The 17,384-nt window shown below is 60.1% G+C and carries 16 protein-coding genes; all 16 read right to left on the bottom strand.

Translation table 11 applies throughout. The features are described from left to right. Positions 1-58 precede the first annotated feature (58 nt). Positions 59-979 carry an RluA family pseudouridine synthase gene (locus tag ESZ53_RS02075; RefSeq protein WP_129071317.1) on the bottom strand — a complete coding sequence of 307 codons (921 nt, stop codon included), beginning with the start codon at positions 977-979 and terminating at the stop codon, positions 59-61. Positions 980-1,119: 140 nt separating this feature from the next. After that, entirely contained in the window at positions 1,120-1,947 is an 828-nt protein-coding gene (locus ESZ53_RS02070; RefSeq protein ID WP_129071316.1) for a DivIVA domain-containing protein, read from the bottom strand. Between the two features lie 126 nt (positions 1,948-2,073). Beyond that, positions 2,074-2,367: a YggT family protein gene (locus ESZ53_RS02065; RefSeq protein ID WP_129071315.1), complete on the bottom strand. Its 294-nt coding sequence runs from the start codon at positions 2,365-2,367 to the stop codon at positions 2,074-2,076. A gap of 43 nt (positions 2,368-2,410) precedes the next feature. Continuing rightward, positions 2,411-2,881: a cell division protein SepF gene (locus ESZ53_RS02060; protein ID WP_129071314.1), complete on the bottom strand. Its 471-nt coding sequence runs from the start codon at positions 2,879-2,881 to the stop codon at positions 2,411-2,413. Positions 2,882-2,917: 36 nt separating this feature from the next. Further along, the gene (locus ESZ53_RS02055; RefSeq protein ID WP_129071313.1) at positions 2,918-3,604 is read right to left on the bottom strand and encodes a YggS family pyridoxal phosphate-dependent enzyme; all 687 of its coding nucleotides are present in this window, start codon (positions 3,602-3,604) and stop codon (positions 2,918-2,920) included. Between the two features lie 5 nt (positions 3,605-3,609). Next, complete coding sequence (gene ftsZ, locus ESZ53_RS02050; RefSeq protein ID WP_129071312.1) at positions 3,610-4,767, bottom strand: cell division protein FtsZ; 1,158 nt, start codon at positions 4,765-4,767, stop codon at positions 3,610-3,612. Positions 4,768-4,942: 175 nt separating this feature from the next. Continuing rightward, positions 4,943-6,013 (bottom strand): FtsQ-type POTRA domain-containing protein, encoded by a 1,071-nt coding sequence (locus tag ESZ53_RS02045; protein ID WP_246837356.1) that lies wholly within the window; start codon positions 6,011-6,013, stop codon positions 4,943-4,945. Then, a complete protein-coding gene (gene murC / locus ESZ53_RS02040; RefSeq protein ID WP_129071311.1) occupies positions 6,000-7,448 on the bottom strand; it encodes a UDP-N-acetylmuramate--L-alanine ligase in 1,449 nt (482 codons plus the stop codon). The genes ESZ53_RS02045 and murC overlap by 14 nt, the downstream gene beginning before the upstream one ends. Next, the gene (locus ESZ53_RS02035; RefSeq protein ID WP_129071310.1) at positions 7,445-8,539 is read right to left on the bottom strand and encodes a glycosyltransferase; all 1,095 of its coding nucleotides are present in this window, start codon (positions 8,537-8,539) and stop codon (positions 7,445-7,447) included. Before ESZ53_RS02035 ends, murC begins: the two co-directional genes overlap by 4 nt. Continuing rightward, positions 8,536-9,753, bottom strand: coding sequence for a putative lipid II flippase FtsW (ftsW, locus tag ESZ53_RS02030; RefSeq protein ID WP_246837355.1), 1,218 nt, complete (start codon positions 9,751-9,753; stop codon positions 8,536-8,538). Before ftsW ends, ESZ53_RS02035 begins: the two co-directional genes overlap by 4 nt. Positions 9,754-9,871: 118 nt before the next feature. Then, positions 9,872-11,398 (bottom strand): UDP-N-acetylmuramoyl-L-alanine--D-glutamate ligase, encoded by a 1,527-nt coding sequence (gene murD / locus ESZ53_RS02025; RefSeq protein WP_129071308.1) that lies wholly within the window; start codon positions 11,396-11,398, stop codon positions 9,872-9,874. Positions 11,399-11,400: 2 nt separating this feature from the next. Then, positions 11,401-12,498 carry a phospho-N-acetylmuramoyl-pentapeptide-transferase gene (mraY, locus tag ESZ53_RS02020; protein ID WP_129071307.1) on the bottom strand — a complete coding sequence of 366 codons (1,098 nt, stop codon included), beginning with the start codon at positions 12,496-12,498 and terminating at the stop codon, positions 11,401-11,403. Beyond that, a complete protein-coding gene (gene murF, locus ESZ53_RS02015) occupies positions 12,495-13,898 on the bottom strand; it encodes a UDP-N-acetylmuramoyl-tripeptide--D-alanyl-D-alanine ligase (protein ID WP_129073457.1) in 1,404 nt (467 codons plus the stop codon). Before murF ends, mraY begins: the two co-directional genes overlap by 4 nt. A gap of 35 nt (positions 13,899-13,933) precedes the next feature. Then, positions 13,934-15,610, bottom strand: coding sequence for a penicillin-binding protein 2 (locus tag ESZ53_RS02010; protein WP_246837354.1), 1,677 nt, complete (start codon positions 15,608-15,610; stop codon positions 13,934-13,936). Between the two features lie 85 nt (positions 15,611-15,695). Further along, positions 15,696-16,343, bottom strand: a complete 648-nt coding sequence (locus tag ESZ53_RS02005) for a hypothetical protein (RefSeq protein WP_129071305.1) — start codon at positions 16,341-16,343, stop codon at positions 15,696-15,698. Then, entirely contained in the window at positions 16,340-17,293 is a 954-nt protein-coding gene (gene rsmH / locus ESZ53_RS02000) for a 16S rRNA (cytosine(1402)-N(4))-methyltransferase RsmH (protein WP_129071304.1), read from the bottom strand. Before rsmH ends, ESZ53_RS02005 begins: the two co-directional genes overlap by 4 nt. Positions 17,294-17,384: the final 91 nt, after the last annotated feature.

Below are 17,384 nucleotides of genomic sequence, written 5' to 3'. Positions count from 1 at the left end.
GAATTCTTTCGGAATCTAGCCTAAGCCAGCACCCCGGAGGGACTCTAACTGACGCGCCCTAGTCGGCTCGAAGCACCTCAAGTGCTGCCTGAAGGTCAGCCGGGTACGGCGACTCGAACGTGACCTGTTCGCCAGTAGCCGGATGAGCAAATCCGAGCTTGTGGGCGTGCAGCCACTGGCGAGTCAGTCCCAAACGGGCCGAGATTGTGGGATCGGCACCGTACATTGTGTCGCCAACGCAAGGGTGGCGCTGAGCGGCCATATGAACACGAATTTGGTGGGTGCGCCCGGTTTCAAGATGCACTTCAACGAGCGCCGCCGACGGAAATGCTTCGAGGGTCTCGTAGTGAGTGATCGAGTCCTTGCCGCCTGCCACGACCGCAAACTTCCAGCTCGAACCCGGATGACGCCCAGTCGGAGCGTCGATAGTGCCGGCGAGAGGGTCGGGATGTCCCTGAACGATGGAGTGATAAATCTTGCTTACCTCGCGATCGTGGAACGCGGTCTTGAGCGCGGTGTACGCCATCTCAGATTTGGCGACAACCATGAGCCCGCTCGTGCCAGCATCCAGGCGATGGACGATTCCCGCTCGTTCGGCCGCACCCGATGTAGAAATCCGGTAGCCCGCGCCGGCCAGGGCACCGAGTACGGTGGCTCCATCCCATCCCATTGAGGGATGGGCGGCAACGCCGGCAGGCTTATCGATGACCACGATGTGTTCATCATCGTAAACAATACCCAGACTGTCGAGCACCACCGGAACGATCTGAGGCTCCGTCTTCGACACCCACGACACTTCGAGCCAAGAGCCTGCAACGAGACGATCAGACTTACCCACCGTCGCGCCATCCATCGTTACTCCCCCACCTGCGGCGACCTCCGCGGCGAAGGTGCGAGAGAATCCGAGCAGTTTAGCGAGGGCGGCGTCAACTCGTTGCCCCGCGAGGCCCTCGGGAACCGGCAAGCTTCGAGTTTCCACTGGTGCTCCTAGATATCAATGTCAAAAGGTGTGGTGCCACACATCCCAGCCACAAGGAATGAGGTGCGAACACAGCAAAAGCCGCCAGCGGCGGTGGAGCCTAAGCTCGCACCGGCCGGCTGACGGCTCGTGCAGAAAAACTAGCTACCGGAGAAGCCAGAGAAGCTAGCTGGCGGCTGCTGTGCCGACTGCGGCGCAGCGAAATCTTCGGGAGTGAGGTGACCAGAAGGCTGCGAGGCCGGAGCCTGACCCTGCTGAGCGGACTCCTGAAGCGAAGGGCCACCCGCGGAGACGAGGCTCGACGAGTCAAGCTCGTGCAGCTGGTCTTCGATGTAACTCTTGAGCTTGTCGCGGTACTCGCGCTCGAAGTTACGCAACGATTCGATGCGTCCTTCGAGAGCCTCACGCTCGTGCTCCAGAATTCCGAGCTGTTCGCGCTGCTTAGCGTCAGCCTGAGCGGCAATCTCAGCGGCAGCAGACTTGCTCTCGGTGAGGATCTCGGCAGCGGATGCGCGACCTTCGGCGACGATGTCAGCGGCAGATGCCTGGCCTTCAGCGATGAGCGCGTCGCGCTTCTGAACGCCCTCACGCACGTGCTCTTCGTGAAGACGGCGCGCGAGCTGGAGAAGGTTGTTCGTGCTACTGGCGTCGTCGAGAACCGACGAAGCGGGCTCGGGAGCTGCCACAGCAGGAGCGGGAGCGCTCTCGATAGCAGCAGGGGCGGGAGCAGCGATTGCTGCTGGCGCCGGGGCCGCTGCAGCGGCACTGCCTGCGGACTGTTGAAGTTCAGTCGCGCGAGCTTCAGCAGCGCTCAAGCGCTGACGGAGCTCGTCGTTTTCTTGGTTCAGTCGTCGCAACTCGACAACGACCTCGTCGAGAAAATCGTCGACGTCATCTTGGTCGTATCCCTCGCGGAATTTTGTCGATTCAAACCGCTTGTTGACCACGTCTTCTGGAGTCAAAGCCATTGCCGCCACCTCTAAAACTTTCTTTCAACGTATACATAACGTTCAACATTCGCGTCACAGCGTACTGACGAAACCTGATTAGTTGCCGCATGAACTACGACAACACTACATCGGCAGCCTGCAGATCTAAAAGCCCCGCAAAATGGAGGTAAGAATTATGCAGACGAGCATGACCAGCATCCAAGATAAATCAAGCGCTCCGTTGCCGATACGAATCATGGGCACGACCTTGCGGACGGCCTTGATCGGGGGATCGGTAATCGTGAACACGAACTCAGAAAGTACGAGACCAATGCCACTGGGGCGCCAACCGCGAGCGAAAACGACGACGAGATCGAGAATGAACCGAGCCCACATCGTAAACATGAACAGGGTGATGGCGTAGTACGCCACCGCGGCGATAACTGAAACGGGATTCACCCCTCTAGGTTAGCGGGGGAAAAGAGGCCCGCTGACAACGGGTTTACTGCCCGAAGAAGGACGCGTCCACGTCAGATTCGACTTCAGCCTGCTCGCCACTGACGGCAACATGGGCGGGCGAGAGCAGGAATACCTTGCTCGTGACACGCTCGATCTTGCCGTAGAGCCCCTGCGAGAGACCGCTAGCGAAGTCGACCAAACGACGCGCATCGGGCTCACTCATCTGGGACAGGTTGATGATGACGGGGATGCCTTCGCGGAAGTTTTCCGCGATCAGCTGAGCGTCCTTGTACTGGCGCGGGTGCACCGTCAAAATCTCGTTCATCTCTGCCTCCGCAGTGCTGGGTGCAGCACGACGCAACGGGGTAACCGGTGCGCGGTTAGAGCTCGCTGGAGCCGGTGCTGCTGCGACAGGGGCGACCGGCGCGGCTGGCGTAGTCGTTCCCTGTTCGTACTCGTAGTCCTCATCGGCGAGGCCGAGGTAGACCATTGTCTTGCGCAGTGGGTTGGCCATGATAATCCTCCGAATGGTGAAGCTTCTAATTCGAGATTAACCATGGTCGGGTCGATTTCCCGTGATTGCCGTGCCAATGCGTAGGTGTGTCGCACCTTCCGCGATCGCGTCAGCGAAGTCGCCGGACATCCCCATCGAGAGCGCTGAAGCGTCGGGATGCTGCACCTGCAGGCGCTCGGACAGAGCCCTCAGAGAAGCGAACGCCGGTCTCGGGTCTTCCCCCAAGGGAGCAACGCCCATGATGCCGCGCAGGCGAAGTCCGGGAGCCGCAGCAACGCGATCGGCAAACGCCTCAAGCTCTGCAGCCACAACGCCGCCGCGCCCGTGGTCATCGGTCAAGTTGACCTGCACGAACGCATCGAGCGGCGTTTCAGCCTGGGTGCTCGACAGCGCTGTGATGAGCGAGTCCCGATCCACCGAATGGATCGCATGACAATAAGCACGAGCTTGACGCGCCTTCTTGCTCTGGAGTTGGCCGACAAAGTTCCACCGCAAGTCGAGATCGGCGAGTTCAGCTGCCTTGGCTTGCGCTTCTTGGTGTCGGTTCTCACCGACATCGCGAACGCCGAGGGCATAGAGCTCACGCACGAGGCTCGCGGGATGAAACTTAGTGATCACGATGCGCGTGATCGACGACAGATCGCGGGATGCGGCGCGTGCGGCATCCGCGATTCTGTCGTCGACCTCTGCAAGTCGTTCGCCCAACGGAGTTAGGTCGACCATCACTGCTACTTCAGGAAGTCGGGAACGTCGAGATCGTTGTCGTTCTCGTCGTCATCGTCGAAGCTGCGGTCGATCGGCGTTGCCGGAATGGCGCTTGGCTGCGACTTCCAGTCGGTGTCCTTCGTCGTCGCGGAGTTGTCGGCTGCAATGTGCTCAGCTGGCGGCTCAGGTACAACGTAGTTGGTACGGCGGCCTTCTACAGGCTTAGCCGCAGGCTCTCCCCCGTCGAACCCCGCCGCGATGACAGTCACGCGAACTTCATCGCCGAGAGTGTCGTCAATGACGGCACCAAAGATGATGTTGGCTTCGCGGTGGACAGCTTCTTGAACAAGACGCGCGGCATCGTTGATCTCGAAAATACCGAGGTTGGATCCGCCCTGAATCGAGAGCAGTACGCCGTGCGCCCCATCGATGCTGGCTTCGAGCAACGGGGAGGCAACAGCCAACTCAGCCGCTTTTATGGCCCGGTCGGCCCCGCGTGATGAGCCAATGCCCATGAGCGCAGAACCGGCACCCTGCATAACCGACTTGACGTCGGCGAAGTCGAGGTTAATCAACCCGGGGGTCGTGATCAGGTCGGTGATGCCCTGAACGCCGGCGAGCAGAACCTGGTCAGCGGTCGAGAATGCCTCGAGCATGCTGATGCCACGGTCACTGATCTCGAGAAGACGATCGTTGGGTACGACGATGAGCGTGTCGACCTCGTTCTTGAGGGTCTCCACCCCAATCTCCGCCTGCGACGAACGGCGCTTGCCCTCGAAGCCGAAGGGCTTCGTGACAACACCAATCGTGAGAGCGCCGATCGACTTAGCGATACGGGCGACGACCGGTGCACCACCGGTACCCGTTCCACCACCCTCACCAGCGGTCACAAAGACCATGTCGGCACCCGCAAGCGCCTCTTCGATCTCTTCGGCGTGATCTTCGGCAGCACGACGGCCAACCTCAGGATCTGCGCCGGCTCCTAGTCCACGCGTGAGTTCGCGACCGACGTCGAGCTTGACGTCTGCGTCGCTCATGAGCAGCGCCTGGGCGTCGGTATTGATCGCAATAAACTCGACGCCTCGCAGGCCGAGCTCGATCATCCGGTTGACAGCGTTCACGCCACCGCCACCGATGCCGACTACCTTGATGACTGCGAGGTAGTTCTGGTTTGATGTCACTTTTCGGCCTCCACTGGAAACTATCAACCTCGACTTGAGGTTTAAAGTTATGCTCAGTATGTATTTCTTTTGTTGAGAGTATGCGGATAGCGCCCCGCACGGATGCACATGAACCGCGTGTCGGAAAGTGTTCAGGCAAATCGGGGGCAACTCAACCCGCCGACGACCTCGCCCACTAGTTGGGGCGGAAAATTCCGTTACTGGGAGCCGAGACATCGAACTCGCCAGCCTCATCCGGATCACGCGTGGAGATCAGGGCCTCGAGCAGAGCTGCCTTTCTCGCCGAGTCACTTGCGCTGCCCCAGACAACCCCTTGGCCGACTCCAGAGAGAACGAACGACACATCGTCTTGCGTGGTCGCAGACACCGTTTCGACCCGCGCTCGAAGGTCGGTCGGTAAGGAGAGCAGCACTTCAGTCACTGCAGCAAAGGCCGGACTCGAGGCATCCGCTCCCCCGACATCGATCAGAGGGACACCAGGAATTCGCTCGGCAGACTCTTGGATCGTGATGCCCGCCGGATCGACCAGTGTGAAAACTCCATTCACGGTGATCGAACCAATCGGCTCGCGTTCGACGATATGAACGAGCAGGGTGTCGGGGGGAACGATCTCCGTCACGTAGCTGCGAATGAGCGGAAAGACCGACAGCTCGGTTTTGATCGCGTCGAAGTCGAGCAACGCGAGCGGGGTGCCCTGCTGGGTTTCCACCGCGGCTTGGATCTGAGTGGGGTCAATGCGATTGGTGCCATCGATGACCACCGTGCGCAGCGCCAAAATCGGTGAAAATACCGCAACGGCGATCAACCCGAGAAGCACAGCGACAAGCCCCGCCACAGACAGCAAAGTATATTTGCGCGTACGTGCTCGGCGGGTGAACCGCCGCAACTCCGCCTTTTCAGCACGACGTCGATCGCGAGCGGCGCGACGCAATTGCTTCTTGGCCGCCGCCTCAGGGCGCGGCGGAGTCTTGCCGGAGCGAGAACGATTGCGTTCCCGAGGGCTTCCCGCAGTTTTTGTCGTCACACTCGCGGCGTTCGACTCCTGTGACGCGGTTGGTCCGGTGACCTTCGACGCCGACTGCGAAACGCCTTTCGGCCCTGGCGATTTGCGTCGCAGCGTGGGCCGCACCGGAGCGTCAGCACTCTCGCCAGCGCTCGACGCCGTTGGTGCGCGCTTACGCCGGGGTTTGGCCGACGCGGGGTCGGGCTGCTGAGCCGCCTTGTCGAACCCCTCAGGCCTCTTCACTCGGCACCTGATCCGCACCCGACGCGGGCGCTTCAGCAGCATCCGTACGGTGATCGATTGCGGCGATGAGCTGCGGGATGATGCGGTACACATCGCCACAACTCAGGGTCATAACGATGTCGCCCTCGCGCGCGATCTCAGCTACCCGTTCGGCAGCGGATGACCAGTCCGGCTCAAAGTCAACACGCGATGAATCGACAAAACGCGACGATACGAGCTCGCCCGTGACGCCGGGAATGGGATCTTCGCGTGCACCAAAAACATCGAGGACGACGGTGTGGTCGGCCAGTCGCTCGTACACCTCAGCGAACTCGGATGCCATGTCTCGCGTGCGACTAAACAAGTGCGGCTGGTGAACGGCAATCACCCGGCCGGCACCGACCACACTGCGGGCACCGCTGAGAGCAGCCTCGACCTCGGTGGGGTGATGAGCGTAATCGTCGTACACGCTGACTCCGTCGACTACAGCATGCAACTCAAAACGACGCTGCGTGCCCGCGAACAGAGAGACTGCGTCGATTGCTGCGCCAAGTTCGTGACCGAGCCCGACGAGCACAGCGATAGCCCCCGTGGCATTGATGGCGTTGTGGCGTCCAGGAACGGCTAACTGGACACGCTCTTCACGGCCGTCGACCACGATTGTGAAAGCAACGGGACCCAGCGACGTAATCGAGTGGATACGAACGGTGGCATCCGCTGCTTCGCCAAAGGTAACGATGTTGTGGTGGTCGAGACGCTGAGTCACTCGGACGGCGCCGGCGTCGTCACTCGATACCACTACAGCTTCTGATGCCTTCGCGGCGAATTCGACAAAGGCATCGTCGAAAGCTTCGTGTGAGCCGTAGTGATCGAGATGATCGGCATCGACGTTGGTAATCAGAGCGATTGCTGTCGAGTACAGCAAGAATGAGCCATCAGATTCATCCGCCTCCACGACGAAAAGGTCGTCAGAGCCGGAGCCTGAACTTGTTCCCAGACCTTGAATGATCCCGCCATTGACGAAGCTGGGCGATGCGCCGAGCTCGCGAAGCCCCGTAATGATCATTCCGGTGGAGGTCGTCTTGCCGTGAGCGCCAGCAACCGCGATGAGGCGGTCGGAACCCACGAGCCACGCAAGCGCTTGGGAGCGGTGCAGAACGGGGATCCCCCGCTCGACTGCGGCGACATACTCAGGGTTGTCGGGCCACAGCGCACCGGTGTAGACGAGAGCATCGGCGTCGCCAAGGTTGGCCGCGTCGTGCCCGATAGTGATCGTCGCTCCAGCCGCGCGCAGGGACTCAACGTTCGCGTTCGCTGCCCGGTCAGAACCAGTGACTGTCATACCGGCATCCAGAAACATGCGGGCAATACCGCTCATTCCTGAGCCGCCGACGCCAACGAAGTGCGCCGAACGGAGTGGGCCGGGCAGGGGCATAGACAAATCGGGGAAGATCATGATGTCAATGGTAGAGCGCGGCCGAGGGCGAGATCGACGAGTTCGAGCATTCGGTCCGTTCCGTCGAGTGAACCTACCGTCGATGCCCGGGCGGCCATATCGGCGATGAGAGCACGGCGACGCAGCATAGGAACAAGTTCAGACCCGACCCACTGCGGAAGGAACTCCGAGTCGTCAACGAGGATGGCGGCGCCCGCATCTACGGCTGTGCGCGCGTTGTACTTCTGCTCGCCGTTGCCGACGGGGTAAGGAACATAGATTGCCGGGATGCCCAGGCCAGTGAGCTCCGCCACCGTCGAGGTTCCTGCGCGTGCGATTGCCAGGTCCGCAGCCGCGAGAGCCAGTTCCATCCGGTCGCAATATTTGACGACCACATACCCGGCGAGTTGCGGATCGTCTACGGCATCCCGGTACTCCCCTGTGATGTGGAGTACTTGCCACCCGGCACCCACAATGCGGGTAATCGAAGACGAGATGGTGTCGTTGATGCGCTTAGCGCCCGAGGATCCTCCGGTCACGAGCAACGTTGGCTTCTCAGGATCGAGTCCGAAGAATGGGTCGGCTTCCGAACGCGCCGCGAAACGATTGAGGGTTTCAATTTCTGCTCGCAGAGGCATGCCGACAACGACGCCCCCGCGAATCGGAGTCCGATCGAAGGCTGTGCCGACGAAGGGAGTGAAGAAGGAACCAAGCCGGTTAGCGATTCCTGGACGGCTATTTGCTTCGTGAATGACGAGTGGAATTTTCGCCTTACGCGCGCCCAAATACGCCGGCGCAGCCACATAACCGCCGAAACCAACGACGACATCTACCTCACGATCAGCGATGATCGCAACGACCTCGTCAATCGCCGCACGCAAGCGGGCCGGAAACTTCAGCGCAGCCCGATTCGGTCGTCGAGGAAAAGGGAGCTTGGCGATCGTGAGCAATTCGAAACCACGTTCAGGCACCAATCTCGCCTCGAGCCCCTCCTCGGTGCCCAAAACCAGAATCTCGGCCTCCGGCTCGCGCACCCGAATGCGTTCGGCGACGGCGAGCAAGGGATTGACGTGGCCGGCGGTGCCGCCGCCCGCCAGTAGATACGTGGTCATCGACGTCCTTGTGCTCGATTTGCGGCCAGCATGCGTGATCGGTCAGCGGGCGATTGCACCGGAGCCGGTTGTGCTGGCGCCGCTTGTGTCGCGGTCTTCGGCTGGGTGGAGGTTGCGCCGGGGCGCGGTGGATTAGATCCATTCTTTTCTGCGCGGGCAAAGGAAAGAACGATGCCAATGGCAAGCAGTGTGGCAATGAGAGCAGACCCACCGGTTGAAATCAGCGGCAGCGGTACTCCAAGAACGGGGAGCACACCCAACACGACAGCGATGTTGACGAAGGCTTGGCCGACAACCCAGACCATTACTCCGGCCGTAGCGATGCGGACAAAGCTGTCGTTGGTAGAACGAATAATTCGCACGAAAGCAACGGTGAGCGTGACGAACAGCGATAGCACGACCACTGCGCCGATAAGGCCGAGTTCTTCTCCGATAATCGCATAGACGTAGTCGCTATCGGCGTGGGGCAGCCAGCCACGTTTAGCGACCGAGTTGCCCAGGCCACGACCGAAGAGGCCGCCACCAGCGAGAGCCCAATACGCGTGCTCGATTTGCCAACACGTGTCCTGATAGTCGAGTTCGGTGCACCCGTTGAGCCATACGCCGATGCGCGACGTTCGAGAACCGCTAGTGGTCGCAAACATGATGGCGCCCAGAGCTACAGCAACGACGCCGATGGTGAGAAAACGCAGTCGAACGCCCGCAAAGAAAAGACACGAGAAGACAATGAGCAACATGATGGACGCGGTGCCGAGGTCGTTTCCAATCAGCACCAATCCGATCGCAGCACCGGCCACTGGTGCGACAGGGAGCAGAACTTGCTTCCAATCGCCCAGCTGATCTTGCTTGGTCGACAGCACCCACGCCACCCACACGATGACGGCGACTTTGACGAACTCTGACGGTTGGGCACTAAACGTACCGATTTGAATCCAGTTCTGGTTGCCTCCGTAGGCCAAACCGATACCGGGAACGAATACGAGAAGTTGCAGTACGGCGCCGAGGATCAGCCCAGGAAGCGCCCAGCGTTTCCAGAATCGCACGGGAGCGCGCGAGGCGAGCAGCATGAGCGGTATGCCGATGAACGCGAACGCGGTCTGACGTAAAAAGCTTCCGAAAAATCCCTGGTCCGCGGCATACGATTCGACCGACGACGACGAAAGAACCATGACCAGGCCAAAGACGACGAGAAAGAGAGTTGTTCCCAACAGCAAGAAGAAATCGCTCGACTGCGCTGAGAAAATCTTCTTGACCGGTACGCGCGCCGCTAGCGGCCGTGACGACTTGTCCGACGGTGTCGACGAAGCCTGAGGCCGAGACTGAGAATCTGAGCTAGCCGGCCGAGGGGACCGTTGCGGTCGCTGAGGAGGCGCCATCGTCGTTTCCTCCTACTCGTTCGAGCACAGCTGCCGCAAACTTTTCTCCGCGGTCGGAATAGCTTCTGAACTGATCCATGGAAGCCGCTGCCGGCGCTAACAAGACCGTGTCACCGTCGGTGGCGATCCCGTGCGCCATCTCAACAGCTCGTGGCATCACGTGCTCAGTGTCAGTCGACTCGACCTCGAAGAGCGGAATCTCAGGCGCGTGTCGCTCGAATGCGGCCCGGATTGCCAGCCTCTCGCTGCCGATCACGATCGCAGCCTTCAACCGATCAGCATGCTTGGCGATGAGCGGCGCAACATCAACCCCCTTGAGAAGCCCGCCGAGAATCCAGACGACGGGGTCCGCTGCCGAGAGCGACGCGCTTGCCGCGTGTGAGTTCGTCGCTTTAGAGTCATTCACCCAGGTCACGCCTCCACTGACAACGACGATTTGGTTGCGGTGGGCATCGAGCTCAAAGCTCGCGACACCCGCGCGCAACGCTTCGATGCTGACACCGGCCGCGCGCACGAGCGCACTTGCTGCCAAAATATTCGCGACCATGTGGGGCGCGCCGAAATTGCGCTGCTGCAATTCGTGAAGGGTGAACAGCTCAAGTGCTGTGTTGTGGCGGTCGTCGCCAAACGCACGATCGGCCAAGATATCGCTCACGATGCCGAAATCGCTGCGACCTGGCGTATCGAGTCCGAAACCGATTGCTCGACATCCTTCGACCACATCGGCATTTTCGACCATAGTTTGAGTCGCTGGCACCGCACGGTTGTAGACAGCGGCGACTTTCGTATTCGCGTAAACCGTGGCTTTTGCTTCGGCGTACGCCTCGCGTGAACCGTGCCAGTCGAGGTGATCGTCAGCCAAATTTAGGCACACGCTAGCGAGTGGCGAAATCGCGCCGCCACCCATCCGCGGCATGCCGTGCAATTGAAAACTTGACAGTTCCACGACGAGAAAATCGAAGCCATCGGGGTAGCGGATCGCATCAAGCACGGGAACACCGATGTTGCCGACGGCTCCCGCTCGGAATCCGGCCGTTGTCAGAATATGGGCGGTCAGTTGCGCCGTGGTCGTTTTGCCGTTGGTACCGGTGATGGCGATCCATTCAGCGGGCGTGCCCGTTTTATCCCGCAAGCGCCAAGCAAGTTCGATCTCTGTCCACATGGCGATGTCGTTCTCACGGCACCACAGCAACAAGGGGTGATCGAGCGGATATCCCGGTGACACGATGACGACGTCGGGGGTATGAGCGGTCAGTGCCGCGACTTGGTCCTCGGCGGTGCCGCCGAGAGCGAGTGCCGCCCCAATAACCTCGGCCATCTCGATTCGGTTGTCGGATGCCGCATCCGCGATCACCAGCACGTCAGCCTTCAATTCAGTGAGGGTATCTGCCGCCGAGAAGCCGGTTGCGCCGAGACCGAGCACAGCGACGCTGAGCTCGCTCCACGCCCCGTTCCAACTGGTGAATGAAGTGAGGTCACGCACAGCTACTGGTTAATCCATTCGAGATAGAAGGTTCCGACGCCGGCCGCGACGAATAGCGCCGCAATCAGCCAGAAACGCACGACGACCGTGACTTCGGCCCAGCCTTTGAGTTCGAAATGATGATGCAGCGGGCTCATCAGGAATATACGTTTACCGCCTGTGATCTTGAAGTAGGCGCGTTGCAGGATCACCGAACCGGTGACGATGAGGAAGAGACCGCCGATCAGTACGAGAAGCAGTTCCGTGCGGCTCATGATGGCCAGGGCGGCAATAGCGCCACCAAGGCCGAGCGAGCCGGTGTCTCCCATGAAGACCTGAGCCGGGGAAGTGTTCCACCAGAGGAACCCGATGAGGGCACCCGCGATGGCCGCAGCGATGATGGCGAGGTCTAGCGGGTCGCGCACGTCGTAGCACTTGTAGAGGACCTCACGGTCGATGCTCAAGTTGCTGCACGACTGGTTGTTTTGCCAGAAACCGATCACGATGTACGAGGCAATGGCGAAGATGGCCGATCCGGTCGCAAGCCCGTCGAGGCCGTCCGCGACGTTCACACCATTCGACGTGCTCACGATAATCAGAGTGACCCAAATGGCGAACAAAATCGCACCGATGACGACACCGAAAGTCGCGAGGTCGAGCCAAGGAATGTCGCGGATGCCCGAGATCATGGATGACGCCGGAGTCAGGCCGCCCGGATCAGGGAAGTTGAGAGCAAGAGCGGCGAATCCGGCAGCCACGATAACCTGACCGGCAACTTTCGACCACCCGCCGAGCCCGAGACTGCGCTGTTTACGCGTCTTCATGAAGTCGTCGATGAAGCCGATGACGCCGAGGCCCACCATGAGGTAGATCACGAGGATGCCAGACAGCGTCACCGGTTCGCTGGCCACCCAGTGCCCGACGAAATATCCCATCGTCGCGCCCAAGATAAAGACGATTCCGCCCATTGTGGGCGTGCCCCGTTTGGTGTGGTGGCTCTCAGGGCCGTCGTCGCGAATGAACTGGCCCCATTTCAAGCGCACGAAGAGCTTGATAAAGAGCGGAGTAAGAAAAAGCGTAAAGACGAGAGAGAAGGCTGCGGCGATCAGTAGTGCGATCATGCGGAGACCCCGGCAATCCGATCGCCAAGAATTCTCAAGCCGGCAGAGTTGGATGACTTCACTAGCACCACATCTCCCTCTCGTAATTCGTCACGAAGCACAGCGTATGCCTCCTCGATGCTATCGACGAGTACCGACTCTCCATCCCACGAACCTTCAAGGCCTGCCGCATTGTGGATGTGGCGAGCGGCGTGCCCCACAACGATTAGCTTCTGCACGTTCAGTCGAACGATTAAGCGACCGATTCGATCGTGTTCTTCATTAGCGTAGTCACCCAGCTCGGCGATCTCGCCGAGAACAGCGACAGACCGGTTATGGGGACCGACGATCTGAACGAGGGTCTTGAGCGCAGCGGCCATCGAATCGGGGCTCGCATTGTAGGCATCGTTGATGACCGTGATGCCGCCGGGAGCCTCAAGAAGTTCCATGCGCCAACGTTCGGCACGATCGATGGATTCCAATGCCGCTACAGATTCGCTCGGGGCGATTCCGAGAGCGCGGGCGGCGGTAATCGCCGCTAGGGCGTTTGTAACGTGATGCTCGCCCAAGATGCGCAACTGCACGGGAATCACGGACCCTTCCACGTGAAGATCGAAGGCCGTTCCTTTCGCCGTAGCTTGAATGTCGTCAGCCCATACCTCGGCCGAAGAATCGAGCCCGAAGAACGCAACCGTCGCCTGCGTTTGCTGCGCCATAGCCTTCACGCGACCATCGTCACTGTTGAGCACTGCGGTCGCCGTGGCAGGAAGGCTCGTCACCATCTCGGACTTTGCGCGCGCCGTAGTGGCAGCATCACCAAATTTACCGATGTGAGCGAGACCGACCATCAGAACGATGCCCACGTCGGGCATGACGACCGACTGCAAGCGAGCGATGTCTCCGATGCCATCGGCTCCCATCTCCACCACCAAGTAACGAGTGGATGCGGTCACGCCAAGCATGGAGATCGGAGCACCGACATCGTTATTGAACGACCCTTGAGGCGCCACGGTTTCGCCCGCGCGTTCCAGGATCGTGCGCAGCATATTCTTCGTGGTCGTTTTACCGTTTGACCCCGTGACCGCAACCACTTTCAGTTCGCCCGCATTGCGAACCTGAGCCACCACAGCTCGCGCCAGCCCTTGAAGCGCTTCGACTCCGTTGCTCACGATGATCTGGGGAACCTCGAGCTCCAGCGGTCGCTCTGCGATGACAAGCGCGGCACCGTTCTCGACGGCCTTCGCCGCGAAGAGATGCCCATCGGTGCTCTCGCCACGAAGCGCGAAAAAGATGGAGCCGGGGGTGTTCAGTCGTGAATCGGTTTGCACGCTGCTGGCGGGGAGCCGCCGTTGAGCATCGCTACCGTCGCGCAACTCTCCGCCGACGGCGGTGGCAATTTCGGCAAGACTCAGTTCGATCACGTGGAGTGCTCCAGGGTTGATTAACACGGGGAAACTCACCAACGCAGCGGTAGATCCGGTCCTGACGTGCTTGAGGGGGTGACACGGTAGGTGGTGAGCGTTTGGGCCATAATGTCGCGGAACGTCGAGGCGATGGCGCCGGAATATATGCTATCTGGGATACCAGCAGTCGCGATCACAATGTACTCAGGGTCATCGGCCGGCGCCAAGCCCGCGTAGGAGATAACGACGTTATCGCCGTAAGCGCCGTTCTCCGCAACTTGGGCCGTACCGCTCTTAACCGCCACACGGTAGCCCGGAATCTCAAGGTTCGGTGCAGAGCCGCTGGAGCTGTAAACCATCTCCATCATCTCAAGAGTCTGCTTAGCGGCGGCCTCAGAAATTACTCGCGTGCCCTCGGTAGAGGGCGTATCGGTGACCGTGCCATCGGGCCATTCGCAACCTTCGACGAGCACGGGCGGGAGTCGGACTCCCCCGTTACCCAACGCCTGGTAGGAACTTGCCATCTGAATGGATGTCGTCGTCAGCCCCTGGCCGAACTGCACGGCATAGTTCGTGCGAGCATCCCACTCATCGGCGTCGTACAGCGTTCCGGACGACTCTCCGTTGAATCCAATACCGGTCTTTTGCCCGAAGCCAAACTTTTCAAGATAGTCATGACGCGACGCGGCATCCAGAAGATCGGTGTATTGAGCGATCGCCGTGTTGGATGACTCCACGAGTGCCCCGGCCAAAGTAAGACGCTGGTCTTCGTGATAGAACGAATCACTAATCGTTCCGCCACCGTTGGTCAATTCAAGGGCGTAGGGCGAGACGACCTGGGTGCTCTGGTTGGCAACACCGGCATCGATGAGGGATGCCGCGGTCAAGGCCTTCACTGTCGAGCCGGGTTCGTAAGGCGTACTGAATGCGCGCGATCCGAGGGCGTCGCGGTCGGCAAGGTTGACGTCGTTGGGGTCGAGGGTCGGCCAGTCGCTGACAGCCAGCAGGTGGGCGTCGCTGACGCGCATGACCACGCCCGTGGCCCATGTTGCCCCAAGGGACTCAGCGGTCTGCGCCATACGCTGCTGCACATAGAACTGAAGGTCTCCATCGATCGAGAGAGAAAGGGTGCCGCCGTCTTGGGGTTCCAGCGTTTCAACGGCGCTGCCCGGAAGCGCGACTCCATCTTCGCCGCGTGCGTAGCTGGCTTCGACGTCGGTGCCGGCCAAGCACTCGTCTGACGTCAGTTCAACTCCGGCCTGAGGCCCATCTGTACCGATGAAGCCAACGAGGTTTCCCGCGATCTCACCGTTGGGATAGCTTCGTTCCGGGTTGAGTTCGTAGTACAACCACGAAATCCCTAGATCCTCCACGGCTTGATACTGCTCGAGAGTGATGCTCTTCGCGAGGTACTCGAAATCCGACTCTGGGTTCTCCAGAATCATCGTGAGCATCTCGTCGGGGTCTCCCCCAATGATGTCCGTGATCTGCTTCAGGTCGTCCAAGACGACGACTGACGCGTTTTCTCGCAGCAAAGTCACACGAGGCGAAATGACGATATCGAATCGTTCAACGCTGTCGGCGAGCACTGCACCTCGCGTGTCGACAATGTCGCCGCGCGTTCCGTACGCGACGCTCGTGAGAGTGCGCTTCGTGTCGGCCTCGGCGTTCAGGGCTTCTGCCTGGACCACTTGAAGGTCGACAAGACGAACCATAAAAACAACAGTCAAGACAGCGATCGTAAGAACGACAAAGGACACTCGAGCGCGAGTTGAGCGGGCTTTCATCGGTCCTCCCCCAGAGGGTTCACCTCAATCATCGCGTGACAGGGGCGGGAATCGTGTTATTGGACGGCTCTGGCGCGGCGGGTTCAGCGGGCGTTACCTCGGCCGTTGCAGCAGCAGTTCCTGCAGCGGCGGCACCGGTAGCGGCCCCAACGACTGCCGTCCCCGCGGTTGCGGTTGTCGACGCAGTCGCGTCAGCTCCGGCAGCCTGCGCCGCTCCCACTGACGCACTAGAAAGCAGCGTATTGCCCACGAGGCCGCAGGTTCCGCCGCATCCGGTTGGATCAGCACTTCCCGGCAGACGGAAGACAGACCCATTTGCGATATCAAGCGAATACGGGGTGGCGTTGGGAATCATTCCAAGCTCAGCGGCCTTCGACGCTAGATTCTGGGATGAGGACTGCAACGAGAGCGATTCCAAGAGGCTCTGCTCAGTACGGATGAGCACCTTCTGCTCGTACTGCAGTGCGTCGATCTGGTAAGCGCCTTGAGTGACCACAATGCTCAGCAACAGCTGAGCGGCCAGGATCACGAAAAAACTAGCAACTGTCACCACCGCATAGAGCATGCGCGGACGCGCCTTGCGCTGAGCCTTCGTCGTGACGATCTCGATGTGCGAGGGTCGTTCTGACGGACGGTGAAGTGGTTCTGGAAGTGCATAAGCGAGGTTAGTGCTCATGAGGTGACTCGCATTCGTTCTATCGCTCGCAGTCGTACGGGCTTTGCTCTCGGGTTAAGGTCTTGCTCCTCTTGGCTGGCTTGTTCGGAGCCACGAACCAAGAGTTTGAGTTCTGCTTTGTGCTCAGGGAGCTCGACGGGCAATCCCGCCGGCGCCGTTGAGCGTGAGCGACGTTGCAATTCACGCTTCACGATTCGGTCTTCCAGCGATTGGTACGCCAGCACGACCATCCGACCGCCAATAGCAAGCGAATCAACCGCCGCAGGAATCGCGCGCTCGAGAACCGAAAGTTCTTGGTTGACCTCGATACGAAGCGCTTGGAAAACTCGCTTTGCAGGATGGCCCGCACGCTGCGCAGCGGCCGGGGTTGCCGCAATGATCAGCTCGACCAATTGGGCGGATGTCGTCAAGGGCTGCTGCTCACGGAACTGCACGATGCGGCTTGCGAATCTCGGCGCGAGTTTCTCATCGCCATACGCATAAAAAATGCGGCGAAGTTCGAGCTCGCTGTACGTAGCAAGGATGTGCTCCGCGGTGACCGGCGTTGAGGTATCCATTCGCATATCAAGCGGAGCGTCCTGAGAATAGGAGAACCCTCGCTCGACACGATCGAGCTGAAGGGACGAAACCCCGAGGTCGAAGAAAATGCCTTCCACCGACGAGATCCCCAGGGAGTCGAGCGCCTGCGGAATTTCGTCGTACACGGCATGAACAAAGTGAGTGCGGTTGGCGAAAGGCTCGAGCCGACGTCGAGCAATAGCCAGAGCGTCTTCGTCCCGGTCCACTCCCACGAGGGTGAGCTCGGGAAAACGTTGGAGGAACGCCTCTGCGTGACCGGCCATGCCGAGGGTTCCGTCAACAAGAACGGCGCCCGGGGCGTTTAGCGCTGGGGCGAGCAACTCAATCGAGCGCTCAAGGAGTACTGGGGTGTGGATGGTGTTGTCAGCCATGGCGTAGGGCCTAGTTCTTGGATGCTGATCCCCATCCGACTCGACCTGATATCGGGGAAGAAAATCAGGGCGTTCGGCTGGGAGTCAGCGT

The organism is Salinibacterium sp. UTAS2018, from assembly GCF_004118935.1.
Taxonomy (GTDB): Bacteria; Actinomycetota; Actinomycetes; order Actinomycetales; family Microbacteriaceae; genus Rhodoglobus.
This window is presented reverse-complemented; position numbering and strand designations above follow the sequence as displayed.